This is a genomic window from Mesorhizobium sp. M0029, from assembly GCF_040323735.1.
GTDB lineage: Bacteria > Pseudomonadota > Alphaproteobacteria > Rhizobiales > Rhizobiaceae > Mesorhizobium.
In genome coordinates, this window is the sequence record NZ_JAMYVF010000001.1 from 564400 (window position 1) to 587682 (window position 23283).

A 23283-nucleotide genomic window follows, 5' to 3' on the forward strand; every position below is an offset into this window, starting at 1 on the left:
TCGGTCTAGGTGCCTGCTGACTTATTCTTGAGGACTGCGCGACTCCCCTTCTTGCCATCGTCTTGGCGTCAATGGTGTGTTGCCTGGGCACATTAACGCTCAGGTGCAGAAGCCCCGACGAACGGCCCGGCACAGCCTCTTGTGGGGCGCATCAGGCGGCCGGGCCTAACCGGCGGTTGAGTGTTTTGGTTTGCCGGCTGACTCACCATGCGACCTTGGCGAGGCAAGCGCATCATTCGAACGAATTGGGGACCGGCCGCCTGGCCGCCCAATCACACTAAGCTTCCGTTGCCGGAGCTGGCGACGAGGTGCTTTGCCTTGAGCCTTGGTATCTACATACGAAGCGGCAATACGCGCCGGTGGAGCAGTGGTCCGACCCGTCAAACAATCGCTGCAAAATGCACGACAGAAAATATCCGAGTACATTCTCAGTGCAGCGGTAGGAGATCGAACGCGGGCGATCTTGCTGAATTCCCCAAACAATTTCGGCGGATATGAGTTCGGCAGGGACGATCTGGAAACAATTGCCACATTTGCCGAGCGGCACAATCTATGGATCATCAGCGATGAGGTTTACCGCAGCACAGTGTTCGACGGCGAGTTCCCTCAATAGCATCCATTCCCGGAATGAGAGAGCGGACGATAATTGTGAACAGCCTGTCGAAGTCTCATGCAATGACCGGCTGGAGGCTAGGGTGGACGTTGGGCCGGTCTCGGCATCAGGTCATTTGGAAAATCTTGCGCAATGCATGCTCTTCGGATCGCCGACCTTTATTCAAGATGCCGCAGCGGTGACTCTCGATGAGGCGGTGACGCAGATAGGCGTTTCTTTTCGGACGCCCTTCTGCCGTTGATGTTGACCATTGCTGTGCGGATGTTCGCCGGGATATGCGTGAACCTTATCGTCCGCTGCGGCGCTCAATTTGCTTGGGGTTCTTGGAACCGTTCCGAACTTTCTCCTTGCGCCTCCGATCGAGTTGCGCGTGCTCATGCGGGGCGCTGAGGTGTCTCGATCCGCAGTGGCGCGGCCATTATGCGACGAAGCCTATTAGCTTAGTTGAAATTTGTCCCCAGCGGACGGGAACGACGCTTGGCCGTGTTAGTTGATGTGAATGGAGCAGCTAAGAAAAGATCTGGCATTGCTTACGCGACCCGGCTTCTGGATAGCTTTCGGCATTTTGTTGCTGCTTTACGGGATTCAGGTCTTTTTTCTAATTCGGGCATGCCAATGCCTTTAGCCTGGAACATCGATCGCCCTAGCTGGAACGCGGTCTGTCCATCTCCCGGCGGCTGCGCCGATAGCGTTGATCAACGATATATTTATTTATAAGCCTGCTATTCCCGGGGATGCCGAGGTTGGCAGCGCCTGCATCGTTGATTACGCACGTGGCGCTCCCCTCAAGGTAGGTGGTTACCATTCTCGCGCTGCCGGTGAGCATTGGAGCCCCGCACTGTGTTCGACGTGCGCTCATGCGTCGGGAAATTTCTTATAGACAGGGGAGGGTCTGTCAGGCTGGAAAATCACAAGCTGCCCCGCGAATGAGGAAGCAAAAAAGGTGCAAGACCAGATCGATTTCTTCCGGGCAACTCGGTCCTCGCATCATCGCCGATCAGCGGCCGTGCCGTCGAGAACCAAAATGCGCACGATCTCAGCCGGTCGGCTTCGACAAAACATGCGGACTACCGGACGGGACAGTCGGTGCCGCGTCCCGTTCTGTGGCCGGCGCTATGCTGACGCTCCTACGGTATCCCGTTCACCGCCCGCGGCAGGAAGGCGAATTTCCTCCGTCCTGCGCGCGACAACCGTCCACTGTTGCGGCCGCACGCAGGACTGCGGCTTATACGCCGTTCTTCCTTTGAGCGGCGTCCAGTTCGCAGGGCTAAATCACCATTGGTATGCAGACGAGCCTCTCGGCGTCTGGACAGAGATCAATTGCGCTTTGCACCAGGGTTCCTGGATCGTAAGCTCCAAACACGCTGCAGTCGCCTGATATGGTCCACTACGTTGGCCGGCTCATACGGCTTCGCAAGGTGCGGGCCTTCCTGACAACGGTCGCCCGCCGCGATCGCAGTTCGTTCTACTGCGGCAGAAAGCACTATTTTGACCTCGGGCTTGTTCTCGCGAACCCACTTCGACAGTTGGAACCCGTCCATGTTGCCCGGCAGGTCAACGTCACACAAGACGGTGTCCACACCGAACTCCGCATAGTTCAACGCTTGTTGCGCCTCACGTGCGAAATGGGCCTCAATCACCCTGTAGCCACAGTGGCGGAGATAGTCCGCGATGACGCATCGGGCGATGACGTCGCCGTCAACCACGAGGATCGTTTGGCTCTGTTGGTTCGGGGCTTCCATTGACGGAGAACGGTCAGCAACCGGCAGGGTTCCACGCATCATGACCTGCGCGGGATGCCGACCGAAGATCGCGGCGAGATCCTGCACGAAATGATCCCTGCCGGCGGGCGCATTCAATTCAGAGGAGCGATGCCGCACTGGTGACGCCGTTTGCCACCTGGTCGACGAGACGGGCTAGAAGGCATGGTCTCGAAGCTCAAGGGGCAGTCCATATCGCAGCGGCAAACGAGCGCTTGGCGCAAGATCAAGTGCTTTGAGGAAAAGGAAATGCAAATCATCGGTGCACAGCGCGAGCGCGGCAAAGCTACCCAGGTGATCATGGCTGAAAAGGGCCTCTACAAAGGCGGCGCACTCGTCAACTTCAATGCCGCTGAGCGGCAAGCGCTTTGGGATCGTGTCCAGGGCAAGGTTGGCGGCCCGGTCCCGAAGGGACATAAAAAGGAAAAGGCCGAGTGGCTGAAGCCCGGACTGGTTGGCTGGGTCGAGACCCTCAAAGGCGAAGAGAAGCTGCGGCACGCAAGGCTGCTGGATTTCCGGGAGAAGAACGGAAATGGCCGTAGCTAAAAAGGACCAGGAGCGCGTCACCTATGCATGGATGTACGGTGCGCAGTCGCGCAAGGATGGCAAGGAGCGTGAGGTGCCATTACTGGCAGGAATATGCGGAAGCATGGCTGCAGGGCTTTGACGGTGTGGCGATGGACGGTTTTGGCAAGACCAAAACCGTCAACGACGAGATGGAGGCCGAGGTCGACGAAGCCGCCGTCGAGCGGCCCGACGAATAGCCATTTTGCCATGTGCCGTATGTTCGTTTTTGATTGAAGAAAGGGTTTCGGCGGGCCTATAAAGATTGCGTTTACCATTGCCTTTTTTGGGAGGATGCGATGGTTGCAACGCCCATAGATATCGCTCAAGCGGCCACTGCGACTACGGCTACCTTGCTGAAGTGGCAGAAGTCCATGGAGGAACGCGCCACGTTTCGCCAGAAATGGATCAATCGCGCAGGGCGATTCAAGCCTCACGCGATTTGCTGAAGCGCCTTCGCCAACGTCATCGCGACGACATGGCGGAAAGTTCGGAAAATGCCGACCCGTCTACTGCGCCGATATCGCAACGCGCCGGCAGCTAGCGGGAGGCGACCAGAGCCGATGTGATGGGGAAAGTTTCACTGGCCGTTCCTTGGGGGGCAGGCAAGTTAAACTTTGTCAACGAGCGGCCTTTTTCGCGCTCGCGGAAGCGCCACGTGGCTTTCGACCAGGCGCACGTGCTCGGCCTCGACAGTCACCAATGGCCGGAGGCTGACGGTTACCTTGTTCCCGTCGATGCGTGTATAGGGCCGATCAATTCCATATGCTGGCCAATCACAGCCTTCGAAGCCGAATCGACAACAGAATGCGGGAAGTCGTAGGAGGGGATCGTGACGCTTATGCGATCGGGCGTCACCCGGCCGCGCACAATCGCCGTGACTGCGACCTCGTCGCCAACTTTGATACTTCCCCGAGCCATGCCCAAGACTTTGGAGCAGCCGGCACCGGCGTCAAGATGAGGGGGAGCTAATAAAACCCCTCCGCGCCGCGATTGTGACGCGAGGCGATCCGATCGCTGCCAGCGACTTAGCAGACCAATTGACGACGGCGGCCGAGAAGCCTGGCATCCCTGCCGACCAAATCAACGGCGAAATCGAAAGCGTCTTCGAACTGCTCTTAGAGGTGATGCGGCGCGAGAGTTGCGCGAGGACAACCAGCCCGGAGGCTTCTCCGGGGTTGTGCCGGTCCTGTCCCGTTCCAGCGGATGAACTGCGCCTTCTGGCCGGTGACCGTCTCAATCGACTTCAACAGGGGTCCATGGGCCTCAGGTAGAGCTTGGCAGTGCTCCCTGTGGTACGCCAGGAGCGGCCCGGCGATGCTCTTGTGCAGCGCTTCGGCTGCCGCCAGGAAGCGCTCGATTTCAGCCCGGGAAAGCTGTTCGGAAGGTTTGTTCTGGCCATTGGCGCTCTCCATTGAGGGCGTCGCCGCGACGAGGACCATAATCCTACATGCCAGGCCGTCTGACAAGCGCCTCGCCGGCCTTACCTGAAGGAAGACGCAGGGCCACGGCGCCAAGCGGAGCCATCAGGAGCAACCCGCAAAGATGAGCAACGGCAGGCCCGGCGACCTCCTTTGGCACATGGGACAAACAAGAAGGGCGCCGAGCCTTACCGGCGCTGCTTTGTGAGGGTGACGACGCCGGATGATGAGAGTATGCGATAATGCTAATGTCTGCGAACCATGCGAATGAAGGAAAGCCGCGTGGCAGTGCCAATCAACGACATTGAGACCAAGGTCGGCGGGTGCGATCAGGTTCGGACCATGATGACGGGCTGGTGGGCCTGCACATGGTGGTGGCTACCGCGCTACCGCCTTGCTTTGCGCCAGCCGGCGGCCCATGCCTAGCCTCGCTGCACAACCAGCGCTCGCTGTACTGAAACTGATCGTCGTCTGGCAGTAATGCTCCTGCCCTGGAACGTGATAAATCGCTCGTCGGTACTGGTGGAAATGTTGCCCTTGATATCGCAGCTCCCCGCGCCGGCCGTGCGGGTGCCACTCAGCCAGCCAGCTGGGATGAGCCCGACGAGCTTGTCGAGAGCTTGGGTTCACTTTGAAAACCGGTCAGGGAACCATCACCAGCGCCGGCAGATATTGCCGTCGCCACATCCACCGCCCCTTTGCGTTCTTGCGCCAGCGGTCGGCCTGATCCGCACCTTGATGACGCTGGACTTTGCCCACGCCCTCTCCCCCGAGTGCAGAATGCTTCCAAAGCGGTAGCGAGTCCAGACCGAAACATTAGCGCCGACTAACGGTTATTTCGGCAGTGTTCCGAACCGTGATTGGTAGAGCGTTGGTGGCGCCCTCCTAAAATATGTGGTCGGACGTGCTTTAGAAAGCTTCGCCCCAGCAGGGGCGTGCTTGACGATTTCGGCGAACAGAAAAAGTCGCCGGCTCCGCCCGACCAGGCCGGGAGGCGGTCTTCATGGACAAGCCTAAGGCCATGCGCGAAATGATCTTGCGCGAATGCAATGACGCGGCAATGAGCAAGCCCTACGCCGAGTTCTGCGCCGACGTGAATTCCCTCCGCGGAATGCAGTAGGTCATTCACGGCGCCGCGCAGTTTGACGACGATGGTGGGCAAATTGCCCTCATCACAATGACTGTCAGCTTCCGCAGGCAACAGCGTAGCCAGCGGTGACCGACGCCGGCCCAGAGACTCCCCAGGCCGCTCCTCGCCAGCCTACAGGCGAGCAGGCCGGCATCGGTCAGTAAGGTCCCGTAGGTGTGCAATATATCGTTCACGCCACGAATTGCGGACGTTCGAAACCGGTGATTGGCCATTTCGTGTGACCAAATTCCGCGACTGTTTACTTGCGATCACAAGGCCCCGCAACCTGGAGGTTCCGAAGCGCCATACTGGAGTACCATTGGCGTGGTCACGCGATTTGAACCCGACAACGGTGCTTGAACCAGACCAGGTTAAACATCCGTTATCGTTTTGCGCCAGAAGCGGCCAGTCAGCTTCCGGCCAAATGCGGCAGCGCTCATATTACCATGGTCAAATACAGCTCGCATGAAACTAGTTGTCTTCTTGGTCCTTTGGTTCGCCAGACCATACGAGAGAATACGAGAGAAACGGCTTGGCGAACTATGAAATCCAACGGATCTACGCTCCCCGTCATTTCCTTCGCGAGCGTCAGACGCTCCTCCAGGCGCTGCTCACGCTCCGTTCGTGCACTTGAGGCGCTCATGCGCGTCTGCGAAAAGGCACTCTGCCGTCAAAGCCTTTCCCCACTCTCGATAATTTCCGCAAGCTGCCGCTGGCTATCGGCGGTTCGTTGATGCGCAAACTGTGACGGCGGTCGTTACCGTGGCTCGAGTGTCAGCAGATGTGGTAAGGCTGATTGTCGACGAGTAGCAGAGGGGTCCAGCAACAATGACTTTGAGACGAACCAGAGCTTACGGCGGATCCGGCTTGGTTCTGGCGGTTTGCACTGTATTGGCTTGGCAAAACGCCTCCGCCGCTCAAGATTGCTACGCAGCCGCGACGCCTGGCGTCAATTGGCAGGAGTGTGACAAAAAGCTTCTCATCCTAGAAGGACAGGACCTGAGCGGGGCAAACCTGTTCGGTGTTGATTTCACTTCGACCGACCTCAGGAACAGCAATCTCCTTGCGGCAAATTTTGAGAAGGCAACGCTTGTGCGCGCTTCCCTGGCCGGCTCGACCGCCAAAGGCGCCCGGTTCGACAAAATCGAGGCTTACAGGACCGACTTCAGCCATATGGACGCGCAGGGCGCTGTGTTTGCGGGCGCGGAAGTGCAGCGCTCGAATTTCCAGGACGCCAATCTGGTCAATGTTGATTTCACAAAGGCGGAATTGGGGCGTGCACAGTTCCATGACGCCGATGTCAGCGGCAGCCACTTTTCGTTTGCCAATCTCGCGCGGGCGGACTTCCGAGGAGCGAAGTTCACCGCACCGATAGACTTTGACGGCGCTTTTTTCTTTCTGACCCGTATCGAGGGCCTCGATCTGTCCAATTCGGCGGGTCTGTCCCAGTGGCAGCTCAACATGGCTTGCGGAGACGCCCGGACCGAGTTGCCTTCTGGCATGACGAGGCCAGAAGATTGGCCCTGTCAATTCCAGCAGGAATAGCCTGCCCGTCCGCTTCCGGCCCAAAGGCTGCCGGGCGGCAATGCGCCTCAATGCAGTCCTCGGCCGCGGGTCAAAGCACGACACTGCGGGACATTTCCGGCAATCTCATTTACCGGCGAACGACAACGACCAAATGGAGGACGGATGCCCAAGGTCAAAGGTGATACCGCTCTGGACAAGGAGCGCGCCAAAACAGAGAAGCTCCTCAAAAAGGTTGGATATACAGCCTTGAAGGAGGCCGGTGTGTTATCCAAGCGACCCGACCTCCCAGATCTAAAGATTGAAAAGCGAGGGAAATAGCGCGGACACTCGCGTGCTGACCTGACCGAAGGCACGCCCAAAATGTAGACGTCTGCTTTGCCTTCTCAAGCTAGGAGGGTGCAGGCGGCGCTTGCGAGAACCACAAGGCGGACTGCTGGGCCGGAAGAAGCTGTCGTATTTCCGCCCCGGTGCGATCCGACACTTCACAACTTTTTCACTTTCAATTGGGGGGCCATATCATATGAACGAAGAGACCGGCGTTCAGAAGTTGGTGCGCACGCTGCGTGCTCGAGCACCTGATGACGCAGCTGAATTGCTCGCTAGAGAGTCTCCCGAGTTCATCCGCGACACACTAAAACTGTTGCCTGACGGGCACGCCCGTAAGGTGGCCGAGCATTTGCCACTGCATATGCGGCCCATCAGCTCTCATGATGGTGACATGGGTTTCGCGATCCCCGAGTCGCTCGTCGAGGTGATGGACCCGATCCCCGCCAGCGTTCCTGTCGGGACGACGGTTGCTGCCGCGGTGGAAGCCGTCAGAGGCGCCCAAGTGCCGACCGAGCTCACTTATCTCTACGTCACGGACGAGGGTAATAAACTGGTTGGCCTGGCGGTCCTGCGGGATCTGATGCTGAGCGAACCGGACGCGGTTGTCGATCACATCATGCTGCCCAGGCCGTTCGCTCTTGATGTCGGTCTCTCTTTGAGTAACGCATGCAAGGCGGCGGTACGGCGTCACTATCCTGTCTATCCGGTGGTGGATGCGGAGAACCGGCTGCTCGGGCAGGTTCGCGGCTGGCGCTTGTTCGAGCAGCAAATCATCGAGATTTCCGCCCAGTCTGGCCAGATGGTCGGCCTCCAGAAGGAGGAGCGCTCTTTTACGCCGCTGTTTTCAGCCTTCCTGAAGCGCCATCCGTGGCTGCAGTTGAATCTCCTGACGGCCTTCATGGCCGCATTCGTGGTCAGTTCGTTCACAGGCACGATCGAGAAGATCGTCGCCCTGGCGGCGTTCCTCCCGGTCTTGGCCGGGCAGAGCGGAAACACCGGCTGCCAGGCACTGGCTATGACGCTGCGTGGCCTTGCCCTGGGGGATGTGGACAAACGACCGAAGCTGCACTTGGTGATGAGAGAGGGCGCGCTCGCGGCCGCCAACGGCGCGCTCGTCGGCGTTGTTGCGGCTGCGGCGATGTGGTTCTATGCCTCGAGGCAACCGGCGTCGGCGGCGCAGGCGCCGATGCTGGCACTTGTGATCCTGCTTGCCATGTCCGGATCGTGCCTCATGTCCGGCATCTCCGGCGTGCTGATCCCGTTGGGCCTGCGCCGGGTAGGCGCCGATCCGGCGGTCGCCTCGGCGATCTTCCTCACCACCGTGACCGATATTGTAGGCATGGGCCTGATGCTGGGGCTGGCAACCATGCTCGTGCTCTAGCAAGCTGCGTGCGGTGACGCGTCCCTGGGAGTTGGGCAATGAGCTGACCTCGCGTTCAAAGAAATTGCAAGACCCGGGCCGAATCGCACACGCGTCGTGAGAAGCACCTTCCGGCAGCTCTCCGGCCCCTTGCGAAACGCGACGGAAGGCCTTTGGAGACCGTGGGTGACCTTGAAGCCTGGTGACCAGATACGCAGAATCGCCCACCCAATATTAATCTTGTCGGCTGTGCGATCCACTACTGATGAGATTTGAGTTTGTTAAGCCTTGGGCCAAATACTTCAATCACGTGCAGCAATGTCGAGAAGAGTTTTTGACAATCAGCGCAGCCGAAATAGGAATAAACCCGATATCTTGTTGCGCAGCTGCAACAGCTGCTGAGGACTCGCATAAGTCCGGCGACCGTTCAGTCGCCTTTTTCTTGCAGTCCTGCTAAATCCCTCGCACTAGTCGGGTTTGGGGTGGGTTCTCGGCATGCAATCTTCGTTTCGAACGATCTTCGGCGTCGCCGCAGCGCTGCTTTGTGCCGGCGTGTTGCCGGCCGGCGCACAAGGTCTTTTTGGGGCCTATGACGATGCGTTTGCGGCCCGCATCGCCAGTCCGGCCGACAACGGAACGCTCGCCCAATTCGTCACGGTTGCGGTCAATGCTGGGCAATACGATCAGGCGATCTCCTCGATCGAGCAGTATCTGATCCAATACCCGCGCGATGCGCGCGCCCGGCTTGCGGCCAGCCGGTTGTATTATCATGTAGGGTCCTATGAATTGGCCCGGCGGCAGGTGCAGTACGGCATCGAAGTCGGAGGTCTGACCGCAAGTGAGCAACAGGAAGCTGTTCGCCTGCTCGCCCGCATCGAGCGCGCGTTGCGTGGCGTCACCTGGGAACTCGCCCTGACCGGCGGCGTATTCAGCGCATTCACCGATTTTGAGCCAGGCGGGGCGCAGGACGACGACAGCTTCGTCTCGCCTTACGGGCAGGCGGAAGGTTTTGTGCGGTGGGACCTCGGCACGCCAAGTGCCGACGCGCTCGTTCTTTCGGGGTCGTTGGCCGCGAGTGAGCGTCTTTTCACGGAAGACCTGTCGGTTCCGGGTGGCGAGAAGACTTTTATCCACGGCAACGCAGCGATAACCTGGGACAAGGGACTGCCCAACAGCGGGATCGATTCGCTGCGCCTGCTGCTTTCCGCGTTCACCGTTACGGATCGTTTCGACAGCGACATTTACGAAACCGGTATCGGCCTCAGTGGACGTTTCGTCGTTCGCCCGACGGTCGAGACGACGCTCTTCGCCGGTGGCGGCTACATCGATCTAAGCGCCTCGCAAGGCATTTTCGCCGATAGCAGGGTCTTCTATGAGGCAGGCGGCAGCTACCGCTTCCGCAATGGCCAGGCGCTCGGCTTGCGCTTTGTCGGCTCGAATGACTTCGCTTCCGGATCGGGCGAAATCAGCCGCAGCTATACGGGCGAGGTCCGCTATGGCGGCCTGTTGATGAACGTACCGGATTTTTTCGCATGGTCGCACCAGATCGCCTTATCGGCCGGCCACAGCGACACTCCCGATCTGTCCGTCGGCATCGGCACAAATATCAAGAGCGACTTCTGGCGCATTGCCTCGGAAAGCGATTTTCAGCTGACGGAAGCGCAGAAGATCAGCGTCGATCTCGCCTACCGCAAAACCAACTTCGCCCTCGCCAACCGCGACCGAAAATCGTTCGAAATGCTCATGAGCTATACGTTGACGCTCAATTGAAAGAGGCCGCGATGAGGTATCATCAGATCGTCATTTTTATCGCCTGCCTCGCCTTCGCGGCACCATCCGCTGCTGAGACGGTCGGGTCGATGACGGCCTATCAGACCATCATCGTCCGCAATAACGGCGGGACGATGAACGTTGGCGCCGGCGTCGAACTCGGCGACCAGTTGCGCAGCAATCCCACCGGTCTCGGAATGCTGGTGTTCCGGGATGAATCGAGCGCCAAGATTGGTCCGAACACCAGCCTGACGATCGATGAGTTCGTCTACAATCCGGGCTCCGGGTCGGGAAAGATCGACATCGGGATGAACAGCGGCCTGGCCCGTTTTTATGGCGGCCAGGTTTCGAAAGGGGGCGTCATGCAGGTTGCGACGCCGCACATGGTGCTCGGAGCGAGAGGCGGCATTATCGAAGTGCTGGTGGCAGCCGGCCAGACCGCCGGCATATTGCGCGCCGGCCGCATGACCTGCACGATCAATGGCAAACGGCTGGTCATCACGAACCCGGGCTACGCCTGCACGTCGGACGATGGCAAGCTTCTGGCCGGCTACGGCGGCATCGACGCCTTCCCGATCTTGGACAGTATCGACCGGATAGCGGGAACCGGCCTGCCGGGCGCACCGGGTCCTGGGTTGGACGTAAGCGCAATTTGTGCGTCGGCTCTAGGCTCCTCGCTCAAAGTCTGCGGGTCCAGGGACGGCGCACTGCCAGGAGTGGTCATGGAATTCCCTGACAGCCCAACGCCACCTGCGGGCAGCGGGGGGCGGCGGGGCGAGTGTGAGGGTGAGGGTTGCTGCTACTACTACAACTGCGATTAGGCCTGGCTGCACGAGATGAGCCACTCGGTCGGTAGGCGCTGGGCTGATTGGCGGCAAGCCGGCAGGCGCAAAATATCCGGCCTTTTGGTCGTGCTCCTGCTGCTCGCTTGCCATTTGGCTTTTGACGGGCCGTTGTCGCGCCTGCGTGAGCGGACGTACGACTTTTATCAGTTTCTCGCCCCACGCCAGGCGACGAGCAATCCTGTCGTGATCGTCTCGATAGACGACGACAGCCTCAAGGCACATGGGCGATGGCCCTGGAACCGTGGCCTCTTGGCCGATCTGGTCGATGGCATCACGCAATCCGGCGCGGCGGTGGTCGGGCTTGCGCTGGTACTCCCCGAGGCTGACACCTCGCCTGAGGGCATGGCCGGAGACAAGCGCCTGGCAGCGGCGCTGTCCAAAAATCGAACGGCGCTTGCCGTCAGCCTGGGCAATGAAGCGACGGTTTCAGAAGCAGAACCCAAAGCCGGCTGGTCGATCGTCGGGCAAGTACCCGATACACTTCCCGGCTTCACCGGTCTTACCGGGTCGCTTGCCGAATTCTCGAACGCCGCCGCAGGCCTAGGCGTGATTCGCACCTTGCCCGATCCCGACGGCGTACTGCGCCATGTGCCGCTGCTCTGGCTTCGCAACACCCCTCAACGCGCGCAGCTGTGGCCGTCTTTCGCACTCGAGCTCCTGCGCCTTTACGCTGGACAGGACGGTTACACAGCCCGGATGAATGCAGCCGGGTTCGACGCACTCAGGATGGCAGGCGCCATTGTGCCGCTCGAGCCGGAGGGGAGCATCCGCCTCTGGGAAACCGCCACCGACACGCCTCGCCTGTCTGCCAGCACTATCCTTTCGGGCCATGGCGATCCGCGGCTGCGGGACGCCATCGCCATTGTCGACCTGTCGGCTGTGGGCCTGACGCAGTACCTGCCCACGCCGACGAGTCCAGCGCGACCAGGAGCGGAGATCCACGCCGATGCGATCGGCCAGATGCTTGCCGGGCGCTTCCTGGCAGAGCCAGCGCACGCGCGTATGCTCGAGCGGCTCTGGTTTCTCCTCAGTGCCGTCGTTTTCATCGGGGTTTCCGGAGTGCTCGCCGGGCGTGTCGTGCTTGGTGCCCTCTCCCTGGCGCTGCTGGCCGTCACGCCGTTCGTGTTCGGCGCTCTCGAGTACAGCCTGCAGGGTGCACTCTATGACCCGCTGCAGCCGGCGCTTGCAACCATCATGGTTGCGGGCTTCGAAGGCTATGTCCTCTACAGGCGCAGCGAGCAGCGCCGGTCCACCCTGACGCGACAGTTCTCCCAATATCTGTCGCCCTCCGTGGTGCAGCGCCTCGCAAGCTCGGACACCGAGGCAATCCTGTCCGGCGAGAAGCGCGAGATCACCATTTTGATCAGCGACATACGTGGCTTCACGACCATGAGCGAACAGCTCGACACCCAAGAGATCGCCAAGGTGGTCAACCATTTCCTCGGCATTGCGACCGATGAGATCCTCAAGCGCGACGGCACCATCGACAAGTTCATGGGCGATGCGGTGCTGGCCTTCTGGAACGCACCGCTAGATCAACCCGATCATCGTGAGCGTGCGCTCGACGCGGGCCTGGCCCTTATCGAGCGGGTGAGGCGCGAAGACGCCGCCTTCACCGCGGATGGCCATCGCTCCATCGAAATCGGCGTCGCCATCGAGACCGGCATCTGCTCGGTAGGCAATTTCGGCTCCGAACGGCGCTTCGATTACACCGCGATCGGCTCCCCCGTGAACCGCGCGGCACGGCTCGAATCGACGACCAAGAAGTTGGGCATCCCCCTGGTGCTTGGACCCGGCTTTGCGGCAGGAGCATCGATGCCGGTCGTCCAGGCGGGCGCCTTTGAGCTCCAGGGTTTCAAGGGCGAGGTGCCGGTTTTCACCGTTCCGGAGATGCAAGCTGCTCAACAAGGTATGAGCCGCGAAGTAGAGAGCCAACGTGGTGAGCAATCTGGCGCCCCCGTCATGGTGGTTGGTTCGCCGCCATCCGTGCAAATGGCGCCGCTGACCTGACACCCCGAACCCGGAGCATCCGCTGATCGGATCCAGCGGATCGCAAGATGCGATTGTCACGGGCACAGACGGACATCTCGTTTCGGCGACCATCGAGGGATGCGACGGCTTGCGTCACTCGTCCTTGAAAGTCACCTTCATATGTTTGTGCACCATTGAGGCGAGGTCCTCGGCATCCCAGTTCGTTAGCCTAATGCAGCCGTGAGAGAAGGTCTTCCCGATCTTGCCGGGTTCGGGCGTGCCGTGAATGCCGTAGCTTTCGATGGAGAGGTCGATCCAGATTGATCCCACGGGATTGTTAGGGCCGGCAGCAATGGTGAAGGGCCGCTTGGTTTTGACTCCCTTGAATGCAAAATCGGGATCGTAGTGATAGGTCGGGTTGTGCACCACCCTTTGGATCTCTGCCTGCCCACTTGGTGCCGGCTTCTCGTCGCTCCCGATCGAGGCAGGGTAGACGGCAAGCGCTTTATTGGAGGGGTCGAGCACGCGCACCTGATGAGCGCCTTTGTCGACTTCGACGCCGGCAATGGTGGCGGGAGGTTCACCCCGGCCAACATCTGGTACCAGCAGCGTGGTTCCAGCTTTCCTGAATCCGGTGCCTGGGTTTAGCCTCCTGAGCAATGGTTCGCTCACATGGAAGCGCTCCGCCAGCTTCTCGATCGAGTCGTGATAGCCAAGCCTTCTCAGGCGAGCCATCCTCTCCATGCGCCCCGGAATGCGTTTGGTGAAGGGGCCGCGTACATCTTTGCGGGTCAGTTCATAGGTGATCAGAGCTGGGCTGGTGGAGGTTGCCATCAGCTTGTCCCAAGTCGCCTGGGTGAGCTTGCCATCTGGCGCCAGTCCGTTGGACGCCTGGAAGGCCTTGACCGCCTTGGCGAAGTTCTCTCCAAGGCGGCCGTCGATGAGCCCCGGTGAGAAGCGCGCACGATCCAAAAAAATTTGCGCCTTCAGCACGGCAGGATCGAGCCCTTTCGGATCGCCGGTGGAGAATTGCGCCTGATTTACCGCGGCTAGGTCCAGCTTGGCCGCCTCCGTCCCGCCGCATGCGAAGGCGAGTGCAATGGCGAGGAGGAGAAGGAGCCTGATCATCGATTTCACTCCTTACGTTAAATCGCACCTGATCTGCTTCTATGACGCGCTGTGGCAGATCTGGTTCCATTCGCCGGTAGGGGATCATAGGCAACCAGCCTTACGCTGCCGACCGGTCCGAGACGTTTGATGCCCATGCCTTGCCCCTCACGAGAGGCGTTGCTGGCCGCGCAGATCGGCAGTGTAAAAATGGTCTGGCCATGTTGACGTGAGCTTCTACCTTCAAACTGCCCACTACCTGGACCGGCAGTCAAATGGTCTCAGGGCAGCAAGTGAGGAGATGCGCTGGGAACCGGCTTATCGGGCGGGTATTCTATTGATCTTCGGTATCGATAGATCCATGTTCCGTCGTCACTGTGATCGCGTTGTCGCCCGCGATTGCTCTAGCGTATTCGAAGCGCTCCAACTTCTGTTCTGCCGATAGGCCTTTGAACATCGCGGTGGCCGAGTTCGTGATTTTGAAGTCGCCGCAACTCGGACAGCGAAACTCCCGGATGTCACCAACTGTCTCCGAATTAACGAGCGCCTGCTCATCTGTAATCGGGCAAATTGCGGCCATCCAAGCCATCATGGTCCTCCGTCCTAAGGCCGTCCCCGATTACCCAAAAGGCATCGTCGAGTGCAAAATCCATTTCTGCCGACGCTCACCCCACCTGGAGTACTCCACCGAGTAGATTGCGCTCTCCACTCTCCAACCCAGAATGTGGATTAAAGCCAGTTCCTCGGCGAGCGATTTGCTGGTGAGCGGTAGGCGCTCTCGCTCTGGAGCCTCTCCCAAACGATCGGAGATGTTCATGTAGCGTCGGGCAGGACCGAAGGGCCGGAACGTGGCGTTTTCATCTCTTCGGCAATCACCAGTAGCGCCTCCAGAGCGACGGCGATCCCCGACATCACCGTACTTATGTCTGCGCTGCCGCCGAGCGTCGAAAGTTCGGCCGCTCGCGTTTGCATGCTTTGGCTCAGCTCTTGTAACTTCAGGCGCAGCTCGTCATCCATGGTATGTTCTCCAAGCTTGACGCTGGAGGAACGCGCCTGCTTACAACCCGTTCCGCCGGTGGCCGCAGAGAACCAGAGACACCGCAGATGCTACAATTTGCGCTTTGGCGGCGCTTAGGATGGGCGGTGGATTGAGCCTCAGCGACTGACCGTCGGCAAATAGCGGATGCTTCAGTCTCGAAAAGGTGCTGGACGGCTCGATATGCACCGCCCCTTGGCCCTGGGTGCTGGTCCCATGCACAGTAAGGCCGTGCAAGTGCGCGCGGCCTCTGGGCTCAACATTCCAGTCGTCATGGTCCAAAGTTGTCCCAAGGTGGGTTCTCACCAAAGTGGGCGGCGAGAAGCGTCACGAAGCTTTGAACTTTGGCGGAAAGATGCCTTCTTGACGGGTACATCGCGTAGATCGACCGGCTTACCGGCTTGAACTGGGGCATCACTGTCTCCAGTTGGCCCGAACGAATGGCTTCTCCAACAAGGAAAGTGGGGCAAAGTACTATGCCTGCTCCACCCAGCGCCGCATCGCGCAGGAGCTGCCCGTTCGTTGCCGTCATCCGTGCAGTGATTTTTACCGCCACTTCCCCCTTTGGTCCGTCGAACCGCCATTTTCCGCGGCTGGCGCGCAACGCGTAGTCCAGACAATCATGGTCGTGGAGATCCGACGGCTTTGTGGGACGCCCGCGTCTGTCCAGATAATCGCGCGAAGCGCAGACCACCTCGCGTGACGGCGCGATTCGGCGAGCAACCAGATTGGAAACCGTGAGTGGAGCGATGCGTACCGCGACATCCAGGCCCTCTTCCACGATGTCAACCACACGGTCGTCCAACACCAACTCAACCGACACCTCCGGGTAGACCGCGAGATATTCTGCAACGACTCTCCCAAGGTGCATCGCGCCGAAGGAGATCGGCGCGCTGACACGCAGTGAGCCGGTCGGACGTGTCTTGCTCTCGGCCGCGCTCGTACGAACTTCCTCGACATCCTCGATTATGCGCAGACTGCGCTCGTAGACGGAGGCGCCGAGCTCTGTCAGGCTGATGCGCCGGGTCGTCCGGTTGAGAAGGCGTGCGCCAAGCCACTCTTCCAGCATTTGGACATGCTTGCTCACGGCCGCTGGCGATAGTCGCATCCGCTTGGCCGCTCCAGCGAAGCTGCCTTCACCGACGACGTTGGCAAACACGGTCATGCTGGTCAGCCGGTCCAACTGCAATCACCTCTTTCATTCACGTTTCGTGAATTCACCATCCATATCTCCCTCGATTATCAATCCGCAGTGGACAGATTATCTGAAACTAGGCCGGGATCAATTGCCCGATCCGTCTCTCTAACGTTTGCCCGAAACGTTGGCGTCGAGTGCCTTCTCGCGGGCTGGAGGTGATCATGTCTCTGACCAAAGCAGCCCTTCGGGAGAAACAGGGAGCCACTTTTCGCATGTGGCTCTCCGTGTTCACTGTATCGCTGGGTATTTTTTCGATGATCACTGCGGAGCAACTCCCTGTGGGGCTGATTCCGGCAATTTCTTCCGAGTTGAATGTCTCTATTGGGAGTGGCGGTCTCACGGTGACGATACCCGGCGTAATTGCGGCGTTCGCTTCTATCGGTTTGCCGTTGGCAGTGGGGAGGCTCGACCGGCGTATTCTGATGGCGGGCCTGCTCGCGGTAATGGCTGCAGCGAGCGTGATTTCAGCGCTCGCAACGAACTTTCCCGTTCTGCTCGCGTCCAGGCTGCTCGTCGGGATCACCATCGGTGGCTTTTGGGCGATAGCCGGGAGCATCGCAGTACGCCTTGTTCCTGGACCGTCCGTGCCGCGCGCCATGACTATTGTCTTCGGCGGTGTAAGTGCCGCTGCGGTGCTGGGCGTGCCGGCCGGCACGATCATCGGTGATCTAGTCGGCTGGCGCGGCGCGTTCTGGTCTCTCGCCGGCCTGAGCTTTGCCACACTGCTCGCCGCCCTGCTTGTGCTTCCGAAGCTGGAGGCGGCGCAGCCTGTGGAGGTGAAAGCCCTGCGTGCGCAATTGCGCAATCCCGCCCTTCTGGCGGGCGTGGTTGCGACCGCACTGCTGGTGGCTGCCCACTACGGTGCCTACACCTTCGTGAGCCCGGTGTTGCTGGAGGTCTCGGGCGTCACTGCAGGGAGCATAGGCTGGCTACTGTTGGGGTATGGCATTCTCGGAATGATTGGCAACGCCGTCGCAGGCGTCTGGGCCGCAAAATCCGTCGGTCGCACATTGGCCTGCGTCGTCATTGGGCTCGGGGCCACGCTGGCTCTTTTCCCGTTGCTCGGGGTCACGCCGCTCACAGGAACCATCCTGCTGCTGGTGTGGGGCTTCGCGTATGGCGCGGCGCCCATTACGCTGCAGACGTGGGTGCTGAGTGCAGCATCAGAAAGCGCGGAGACCGCGACGGCCATCTACTGCTTCACTTTCAATCTTGCCATCTCCGTGGGTACCCTAGCGACCAGTCAGATCGTCGACACGATGGGCGTGAACAGGGTCCTCTGGGTCGATTCCGCCATTATCCTGCTGGTGCTGCTGCCGGTGTGCCGCGCATCCATGCTTAACCGGAACATCGGAAACCGTAGACAGCAAGCCATCCTGTGCCGCCCATCTGGCAATGATGTGATAGGTTGAAGTAGATCTTCGTTTCCTCTGTCTTGAAAGTCACGCGCGTCACATCAAACGCGGGTTCCGCCGCACCGTGCGGGTGCCGATGCTTTGCGCCCCCGGAGGACAACTGGCTATTTGAAAAAGGACTTGATCCCCTCGTCGATATGTGTGCTGATATGAGATCGATCTCATGCCGCGCTCTCAATTGCTGTTTCTCTACGGGAGCGCGCTCTGGGAAGCATATGTCTGAATGACGATGAAGAGGGAGGTTCAAGTGAGGAAATTGATCGCGTGGCTGGCCTTGGCCACTACCACGCTCGCGTTCGCGTCTGCGGCCTCGGCGGGTGAAACCATCAACCGGGTTACCTCGAAGAAGGCAATGGTGGTCGCCACAAACAGCGGTTGGCCGCCGCAGAGTTTCCTGGACGACAGCAATCAGTTGGTCGGCTTCGACATAGACGTCTCGAAAGAGATCGCAAGGCGCCTCGGTGTCGAGGTCAGTTTCGATACGCCGGACTGGGCGACGATGACGGGCGGCCATTGGCAGGGACGTTACGATCTGGGTGTCGGCTCGGTGACGCCGACCAAAGCGCGGGCCAAGGTGATCGATTTCGAAGGCATCTATTATTATAGCCCCTACGTTTACGTGGTTCACAAGGACAGCCCGGCCAAATCGGTCGCCGACCTGAACGGAAAGATCATCGGCGTCGAGACCGCCACCACGTCGGAGGATTTCATCCGTAGACAACTCGAGATCGATGCTCCCGGCCTGCCGCCCATCGAATACAAGCTGGAGCCCGGTGAGATCAGGACTTTCGCTGACTCAATGCTGCCGTTCGACGATTTGAGGCTCGGCGACGGCGTGCGCCTCAACGCGGTCATCGCACCAGAACAGACGGCTCAGAACGCGATAAAGAACGGCTACCCGTTGCGTGTCCTGGAAGGCGGCTATGCCTTCCGTGAGCCACTGGTGGTGATCGCGGAAAAAGGTGATGCCGAGTGGAATGCCAAGATCGGCGGCATTCTCGACGAGATGAAGAAGGACGGTACCCTCGCGAAACTGACCACCAAGTGGTACGGCAAGGATTACAGCTCTGACTGAGAGGCATCGTGGATAAAGCTTGAGCGGGGTGCATTCAATTGAACATCCCGCTCCATCTGTTTTGTTTCAGCCGCATTTCCACGACACCGGGCGGCTCCGCCTGCCTGCAAAATGCTCTAGTGCCGCCACCTTATCGTATTGATCATGACATGTCCTGACACCTATTACCGACGCACGCTTGCCGACAACACCATCAGGCCGCCGCTGAGCGGCGTTTCCGAGTGCGAGACAGTCGTTGTCGGCGGCGGACTGGCCGGCCTGACGACGGCGTTGCAACTGGCTCGCGCCGGCCAGCAGGTCGTCGTGCTTGAGGCGCAGCGGATAGGATTCGGCGCTTCCGGTGGCAATGGCGGCTTCGTCAATCCCGGTTTCGCCACCGGCACCGACAACATCGCCGCGATGGCCGGCGTCGACGCGGCACAAAAACTGCACCGCCTGTCCATCGAAGGCGTCGACTTCGTGCGGCAGACGATCCGCGATCTCGACATCAAGGCGGCAGAGCCGCGCTCCGGTATATTGAGCGTGCTTCGCCACGATGGTGGCGCCGCGCTCAAGGCATATGCCGAGCAACTGGCGCGGGATTTCGACTATCGGCTCGACTATCTCGATCGCGACCAGGTGCGAGCGGTGCTGCATTCGGATCGCTACCACCAAGGCCTGCGCGATCCCAGCGCCTTCCACATGCATCCGCTTAACTATCTGCGCGCCGTTGCTGGCGAGATCGAGCGGCTGGGCGGCAGGATATACGAGAGAACGGCTGCCGTTGAAGCCAACCTTGACGGCGCCGAAAAGATCTTGCGTACCGACAGCGGCGAAGTGCGCGCCCGCCAGGCCGTAGTTGCCACCGGCGGATATACGGGGCCACTGGTCAGTCGGCTGCAGCGGGCATTCCTGCCGATCGCCACCTACGTTATGGTGAGCGAGGAGGCGCCTGACCTCATCGCCAAGGCGATTACGACGACCGACGCCGTCGGCGATAACCGTCGCGCAGGCGATTATTACCGTGTTGTCGAAGACGGCAGGCGGCTGCTCTGGGGAGGGCGCATCACCACCCGGGCAGCCTCATCGGGCGTGTTGGGGAGGCAATTGCGCCGTGAGATGGTCACCACTTATCCGCAGCTCGAACACCTCAAGACCGAACTCGCCTGGTCCGGGCTCATGTCTTATGCCCGGCACATGATGCCCCAAATAGGCCCGTTGCAGCCGGGCGTCTGGTACCTCACGGCTTTTGGTGGCCATGGCATCAACACCACGGCGATCGCCGGCAAGTTGATCGCCGAAGCCATACTGGGACAATCGGACCGCTACCGGCTGTTCACACCCTTCGGCCTTGCCTGGGCGGGCGGCCCGGCTGGACTTGCGGTTGCGCAACTCACCTACTGGAAGCTGCAGGCGCAGGATTGGTGGCGCGAGCGGGCCCGCTGACCGCAGGGAGATCGAAGACGTGATCGGCCGACTATTGCTCAACCACCCGGACGCGGCGCGCCGCGTTGGCGTGTTCTTCGTGCTCGCCGCCATCGCCGCCGGCCTGTATGGGCTCGGCATCAAAGCCAGTTGGCTCGGCAAGCTCGTTCCGTGGTCCGTCGAGTGGCTCGCCGCCAACCCGGACGTCGGGCGGGCGGTCTCGGCGGTGCTGATCGCATTGATCTTGGTGGCGAACTGGAACGCGCTGCGGTATCTCAGCCGCAAACAGCAGATTGTGGCAGTCTGGATAGAGCTGTTCGTGTTGCTAATGTTGTTTTTCTATTCCTTCGACTTGTCCTTCGCGTTCATCGCCAAGAAGATCGGCTTCCTCGTCTCGAAGGGTGTGGTGACGACCCTCTACATTTCGGCCATTTCGATCGCCATTGCCACCCTCATCGCCTTCGTTGGCGCCATCGCCAAACTTTCCCGCAACGGCGTGGTCTATGGCTTGGCGACCTTCTATACCTCTCTGTTTCGTGGCTTGCCGTTGCTGATGCAGATCTACATCATCTATCTCGGCCTGCCGCAGATTGGCTACGTGATCGGCGCCGTGCCGGCCGGTATCATGGCGCTGTCGCTCTGCTACGGCGCGTACATGACCGAGATCTTCCGCGCCGGCATCGAAAGCATCTCGCGCGGCCAGACCGAGGGTGCTACGGCACTCGGCCTTAGCGCTAACCAGACGATGTTCCTGGTCATCCTGCCGCAGGCGATGCGCGTCATCGTGCCGCCGACCGGCAACCAGTTCATTGCGATGCTGAAGGATTCTTCGCTGGTCTCGGTGGTCGGGGTCTGGGAGATCATGTATCTCGCACGCACGCAGGGCCAGACCGAGTTCCGCCACATCGAGATGCTCATCACCGCCTCGATGATCTATTGGCTGCTCTCGATGGGGCTCGAGTTCCTTCAGTCGCGGATCGAGGACCGGTTCGGGCGCTCACTCAAGCGCTGATCGTCATCCGTGATCTTCGCCAAAGCGAGTTGCACAGCACCGCAACAGCCAGCTTCGGAGAGCAGCTGCAGATTGTACGCGACAGCATGCCTTTCGGCGACGTCGTGAGGGGTAAATCAACCCGGTATTTCATCGGCTTAGCCCGATCGGAGGGCAGAATAGAGCAAGTGCTGGACGAGCATGTTCGTTGGCCGACTGCCCGGCAACTACGACCGATTGCTGGATTTCACCCGCGCCAATAAGTTAACAAAATTAACGACTTTAACATGTCTCCGGGCCAACCATTATCGCTATGTATCGATGGAGCCGAGTTCGCCACGTGGTTCGCCAATAGGCTTGTCAGGCAGTGGTTTGCGCGTTACCAGCCGCACGACTCGGTCCATACCCTGCACAGCCAAACGCACCGGCGAGGCTTCCCGGGAATGAAGCTCGGCATGGTGTTTCGTTCCTTTGAAGTGGGCGTGTTTGGGGGAAGACCGTAGTCGGCGTGTTCGCGCCCGGTGGAATTTTCGAAGAGTTGTTTCCAACGGCGGGAACGAACCAAACTTCCATGCATTTAGCTCTGGCTTCGTTCATTCACTCTTTCTTCTGGGAGCTGGACCATTGTCATCCGGAGGCTATCTCTTGGCCGACCAACAAACCAATGACGTTTCCATCGTTGATCTGATACCTGCCCTGCGGGCTTTCGCGCGCACCTTCTGCCGCGTTCCAGACGATGCCGACGATCTGGTGCAGGAAACGTTGACCAAAGGGCTCGCCAACATCGACAAGTTCGAACCCGGTACACGCATGAAGTCGTGGCTCTTCACCATCATGCGCAACACCTATTACACCCGGATCAAGATCGCTGCACGGGAAGCGCCAGGCCTTCTCGACTGCGCGTCTTCGAGACCGATTTCGGAAGCTACCCAGGAATGGACCGTTCAGAGCAAGGAAGTTCACGGCGCCATCCAAAAGCTGCCCGAACATCAGCGCGAGGTGCTGATGCTGATTGGCGTTTTAGGAGTGGGCTACGAGGAAACCGCCGAAATCTGCGGCTGCGCGGTAGGGACGGTCAAGAGCCGGCTGAACCGTGCCCGCGCCAACATCCTTGAGCTACTCGGGGAGAGCTCGTTGCAGACATTGATAGAAAGGCGAAATCAGCTGTCGGATGGTCAGCTCGATATAGAGGTCGACAGCCGCAGATAATCAGCTCTTCACGTCTCGCCGACGCTTCTCGACGAGAGCGTTTTGCAATTCGATCGCCAGCTTGGACAGGCGGTCCGGTATCTTTTCCTGCTCTATGGCGGCCAGCAGGGAAGCAATCTCCCGATCCACTGCCATCTCGACAAGCAGATCCGTGGTATCGTCGCTCGAATGAGACATCACGTTCTCTTGATAGCATCCCTAGATCCAAGTCTGATGATGAGCGCTCGGCACTACAAGGCGTTGTCGACCGCCGAGAGGCTCACCGGCGGCCCTTGCACAGTTTTTCCTCCGTGCCGCGGCAAGACGCGGCGCGGTGGCGTCAGTCCTTCAGCAACCGGTTTGCGGCGTGATCCTGAAATTGATCGGACTTGATTCGATTGCCGTCCAGCCCGCGCTCTCGGCTATGTTGCTTCCTGTCGCGGTTGGACAAAACCGCGTTTTCTTCGATCTTGTCCTTGTCCAAGGTGGTCATTGCGCCGGCGCCGGCACCTTTGCCTTGGCTGCCTTGCCGCCGGATGCCATGATCTCCTCCTTCGAATCCAGGACACCGATCGGTGCCGA

23 protein-coding genes are annotated in these 23283 nt (G+C 59.8%); 16 read left to right on the forward strand and 7 right to left on the reverse strand.

Annotation, left to right across the window (positions count from 1 at the left end):
* The first annotated feature begins 325 nt into the window (after nucleotides 1–325).
* Complete coding sequence (locus NKJ76_RS02760) at nucleotides 326–613, forward strand: aminotransferase class I/II-fold pyridoxal phosphate-dependent enzyme (RefSeq protein ID WP_084013535.1); 288 nt, start codon at nucleotides 326–328, stop codon at nucleotides 611–613.
* Nucleotides 614–627: 14 nt separating this feature from the next.
* Nucleotides 628–795, forward strand: a complete 168-nt coding sequence (locus NKJ76_RS02765) for an aminotransferase class I/II-fold pyridoxal phosphate-dependent enzyme (RefSeq protein ID WP_352536734.1) — start codon at nucleotides 628–630, stop codon at nucleotides 793–795.
* Nucleotides 796–1929: 1134 nt separating this feature from the next.
* Here NKJ76_RS02765 and NKJ76_RS02770 read toward each other — a convergent pair.
* The gene (locus NKJ76_RS02770) at nucleotides 1930–2442 is read right to left on the reverse strand and encodes a response regulator (RefSeq protein ID WP_352536735.1); all 513 of its coding nucleotides are present in this window, start codon (nucleotides 2440–2442) and stop codon (nucleotides 1930–1932) included.
* Between the two features lie 96 nt (nucleotides 2443–2538).
* Between NKJ76_RS02770 and NKJ76_RS02775 the strand changes: the two genes are divergently transcribed.
* The 9 genes from NKJ76_RS02775 to NKJ76_RS02815 all read left to right on the forward strand — a co-directional run bounded on the left by NKJ76_RS02775 (nucleotide 2539) and on the right by NKJ76_RS02815 (nucleotide 13326).
* Nucleotides 2539–2919, forward strand: coding sequence for an ATP-dependent DNA ligase (locus NKJ76_RS02775; RefSeq protein ID WP_050596043.1), 381 nt, complete (start codon nucleotides 2539–2541; stop codon nucleotides 2917–2919).
* 68 nt (nucleotides 2920–2987) lie between these two features.
* On the forward strand, nucleotides 2988–3137 hold the full coding sequence (locus NKJ76_RS02780) for a hypothetical protein (RefSeq protein ID WP_245260474.1): 150 nt from the start codon (nucleotides 2988–2990) through the stop codon (nucleotides 3135–3137).
* Nucleotides 3138–4640: 1503 nt separating this feature from the next.
* Nucleotides 4641–4784 carry a hypothetical protein gene (locus tag NKJ76_RS02785; RefSeq protein WP_156942341.1) on the forward strand — a complete coding sequence of 48 codons (144 nt, stop codon included), beginning with the start codon at nucleotides 4641–4643 and terminating at the stop codon, nucleotides 4782–4784.
* Between the two features lie 1531 nt (nucleotides 4785–6315).
* Nucleotides 6316–7032 carry a pentapeptide repeat-containing protein gene (locus NKJ76_RS02790; protein WP_023739588.1) on the forward strand — a complete coding sequence of 239 codons (717 nt, stop codon included), beginning with the start codon at nucleotides 6316–6318 and terminating at the stop codon, nucleotides 7030–7032.
* Nucleotides 7033–7176: 144 nt separating this feature from the next.
* Nucleotides 7177–7332 (forward strand): hypothetical protein, encoded by a 156-nt coding sequence (locus NKJ76_RS02795; RefSeq protein WP_023739587.1) that lies wholly within the window; start codon nucleotides 7177–7179, stop codon nucleotides 7330–7332.
* A 202-nt stretch (nucleotides 7333–7534) separates the two neighbouring features.
* A complete protein-coding gene (locus NKJ76_RS02800) occupies nucleotides 7535–8722 on the forward strand; it encodes a magnesium transporter (protein WP_352536736.1) in 1188 nt (395 codons plus the stop codon).
* Between the two features lie 531 nt (nucleotides 8723–9253).
* Nucleotides 9254–10471 carry a tetratricopeptide repeat protein gene (locus NKJ76_RS02805; RefSeq protein WP_352536737.1) on the forward strand — a complete coding sequence of 406 codons (1218 nt, stop codon included), beginning with the start codon at nucleotides 9254–9256 and terminating at the stop codon, nucleotides 10469–10471.
* Nucleotides 10468–11292, forward strand: coding sequence for a FecR family protein (locus tag NKJ76_RS02810; RefSeq protein ID WP_352536738.1), 825 nt, complete (start codon nucleotides 10468–10470; stop codon nucleotides 11290–11292). The genes NKJ76_RS02805 and NKJ76_RS02810 overlap by 4 nt, the downstream gene beginning before the upstream one ends.
* A gap of 15 nt (nucleotides 11293–11307) precedes the next feature.
* Nucleotides 11308–13326, forward strand: coding sequence for a CHASE2 domain-containing protein (locus tag NKJ76_RS02815; RefSeq protein ID WP_352536739.1), 2019 nt, complete (start codon nucleotides 11308–11310; stop codon nucleotides 13324–13326).
* 114 nt (nucleotides 13327–13440) lie between these two features.
* On the opposite strand, the gene NKJ76_RS02820 is transcribed toward NKJ76_RS02815, so the two are convergent.
* From NKJ76_RS02820 to NKJ76_RS02835, 4 genes are all read right to left on the reverse strand, one after another.
* Nucleotides 13441–14415, reverse strand: a complete 975-nt coding sequence (locus tag NKJ76_RS02820; protein WP_352536740.1) for a L,D-transpeptidase family protein — start codon at nucleotides 14413–14415, stop codon at nucleotides 13441–13443.
* 313 nt (nucleotides 14416–14728) lie between these two features.
* Nucleotides 14729–14983: a hypothetical protein gene (locus tag NKJ76_RS02825; RefSeq protein ID WP_023699977.1), complete on the reverse strand. Its 255-nt coding sequence runs from the start codon at nucleotides 14981–14983 to the stop codon at nucleotides 14729–14731.
* Nucleotides 14984–15207: 224 nt separating this feature from the next.
* Nucleotides 15208–15411 (reverse strand): hypothetical protein, encoded by a 204-nt coding sequence (locus tag NKJ76_RS02830; RefSeq protein WP_023667962.1) that lies wholly within the window; start codon nucleotides 15409–15411, stop codon nucleotides 15208–15210.
* A gap of 290 nt (nucleotides 15412–15701) precedes the next feature.
* A complete protein-coding gene (locus tag NKJ76_RS02835) occupies nucleotides 15702–16613 on the reverse strand; it encodes a LysR family transcriptional regulator (protein WP_023691455.1) in 912 nt (303 codons plus the stop codon).
* 176 nt (nucleotides 16614–16789) lie between these two features.
* Between NKJ76_RS02835 and NKJ76_RS02840 the strand changes: the two genes are divergently transcribed.
* The 5 genes from NKJ76_RS02840 (at nucleotide 16790) to NKJ76_RS02860 (ending at nucleotide 22722) form a co-directional block, all read left to right on the forward strand.
* Nucleotides 16790–18040: an MFS transporter gene (locus NKJ76_RS02840; RefSeq protein ID WP_352536741.1), complete on the forward strand. Its 1251-nt coding sequence runs from the start codon at nucleotides 16790–16792 to the stop codon at nucleotides 18038–18040.
* Nucleotides 18041–18290: 250 nt separating this feature from the next.
* Nucleotides 18291–19118, forward strand: coding sequence for a transporter substrate-binding domain-containing protein (locus NKJ76_RS02845; RefSeq protein WP_023691453.1), 828 nt, complete (start codon nucleotides 18291–18293; stop codon nucleotides 19116–19118).
* Between the two features lie 144 nt (nucleotides 19119–19262).
* A complete protein-coding gene (locus NKJ76_RS02850) occupies nucleotides 19263–20543 on the forward strand; it encodes an NAD(P)/FAD-dependent oxidoreductase (protein ID WP_352536742.1) in 1281 nt (426 codons plus the stop codon).
* Nucleotides 20544–20562: 19 nt separating this feature from the next.
* Nucleotides 20563–21534, forward strand: a complete 972-nt coding sequence (locus NKJ76_RS02855) for an amino acid ABC transporter permease (protein ID WP_023712239.1) — start codon at nucleotides 20563–20565, stop codon at nucleotides 21532–21534.
* A gap of 624 nt (nucleotides 21535–22158) precedes the next feature.
* On the forward strand, nucleotides 22159–22722 hold the full coding sequence (locus tag NKJ76_RS02860; RefSeq protein WP_023667968.1) for a sigma-70 family RNA polymerase sigma factor: 564 nt from the start codon (nucleotides 22159–22161) through the stop codon (nucleotides 22720–22722).
* Here the strand turns inward: NKJ76_RS02860 and NKJ76_RS02865 are convergent, their stop codons facing one another.
* Together NKJ76_RS02865 and NKJ76_RS02870 are read right to left on the reverse strand one after the other, a co-directional pair.
* Nucleotides 22723–22899 carry a hypothetical protein gene (locus tag NKJ76_RS02865; protein ID WP_023704587.1) on the reverse strand — a complete coding sequence of 59 codons (177 nt, stop codon included), beginning with the start codon at nucleotides 22897–22899 and terminating at the stop codon, nucleotides 22723–22725.
* Nucleotides 22900–23041: 142 nt separating this feature from the next.
* Nucleotides 23042–23239, reverse strand: a complete 198-nt coding sequence (locus NKJ76_RS02870; protein ID WP_352536765.1) for a hypothetical protein — start codon at nucleotides 23237–23239, stop codon at nucleotides 23042–23044.
* Between the last annotated feature and the right edge of the window lie 44 nt (nucleotides 23240–23283).

Coding starts and splice junctions, on each gene's coding strand:
- NKJ76_RS02765 (WP_352536734.1), top strand. CDS start 628: ATGAGAGAGCGGACGATAATTGTGAACAGCCTGTCGAAGTCTCATGCA.
- NKJ76_RS02775 (WP_050596043.1), top strand. CDS start 2,539: ATGGTCTCGAAGCTCAAGGGGCAGTCCATATCGCAGCGGCAAACGAGC.
- NKJ76_RS02790 (WP_023739588.1), top strand. CDS start 6,316: ATGACTTTGAGACGAACCAGAGCTTACGGCGGATCCGGCTTGGTTCTG.
- NKJ76_RS02795 (WP_023739587.1), top strand. CDS start 7,177: ATGCCCAAGGTCAAAGGTGATACCGCTCTGGACAAGGAGCGCGCCAAA.
- NKJ76_RS02800 (WP_352536736.1), top strand. CDS start 7,535: ATGAACGAAGAGACCGGCGTTCAGAAGTTGGTGCGCACGCTGCGTGCT.
- NKJ76_RS02815 (WP_352536739.1), top strand. CDS start 11,308: ATGAGCCACTCGGTCGGTAGGCGCTGGGCTGATTGGCGGCAAGCCGGC.
- NKJ76_RS02820 (WP_352536740.1), bottom strand. CDS start 14,415: ATGATCAGGCTCCTTCTCCTCCTCGCCATTGCACTCGCCTTCGCATGC.
- NKJ76_RS02825 (WP_023699977.1), bottom strand. CDS start 14,983: ATGGCTTGGATGGCCGCAATTTGCCCGATTACAGATGAGCAGGCGCTC.
- NKJ76_RS02830 (WP_023667962.1), bottom strand. CDS start 15,411: ATGGATGACGAGCTGCGCCTGAAGTTACAAGAGCTGAGCCAAAGCATG.
- NKJ76_RS02840 (WP_352536741.1), top strand. CDS start 16,790: ATGTCTCTGACCAAAGCAGCCCTTCGGGAGAAACAGGGAGCCACTTTT.
- NKJ76_RS02850 (WP_352536742.1), top strand. CDS start 19,263: ATGACATGTCCTGACACCTATTACCGACGCACGCTTGCCGACAACACC.
- NKJ76_RS02865 (WP_023704587.1), bottom strand. CDS start 22,899: ATGTCTCATTCGAGCGACGATACCACGGATCTGCTTGTCGAGATGGCA.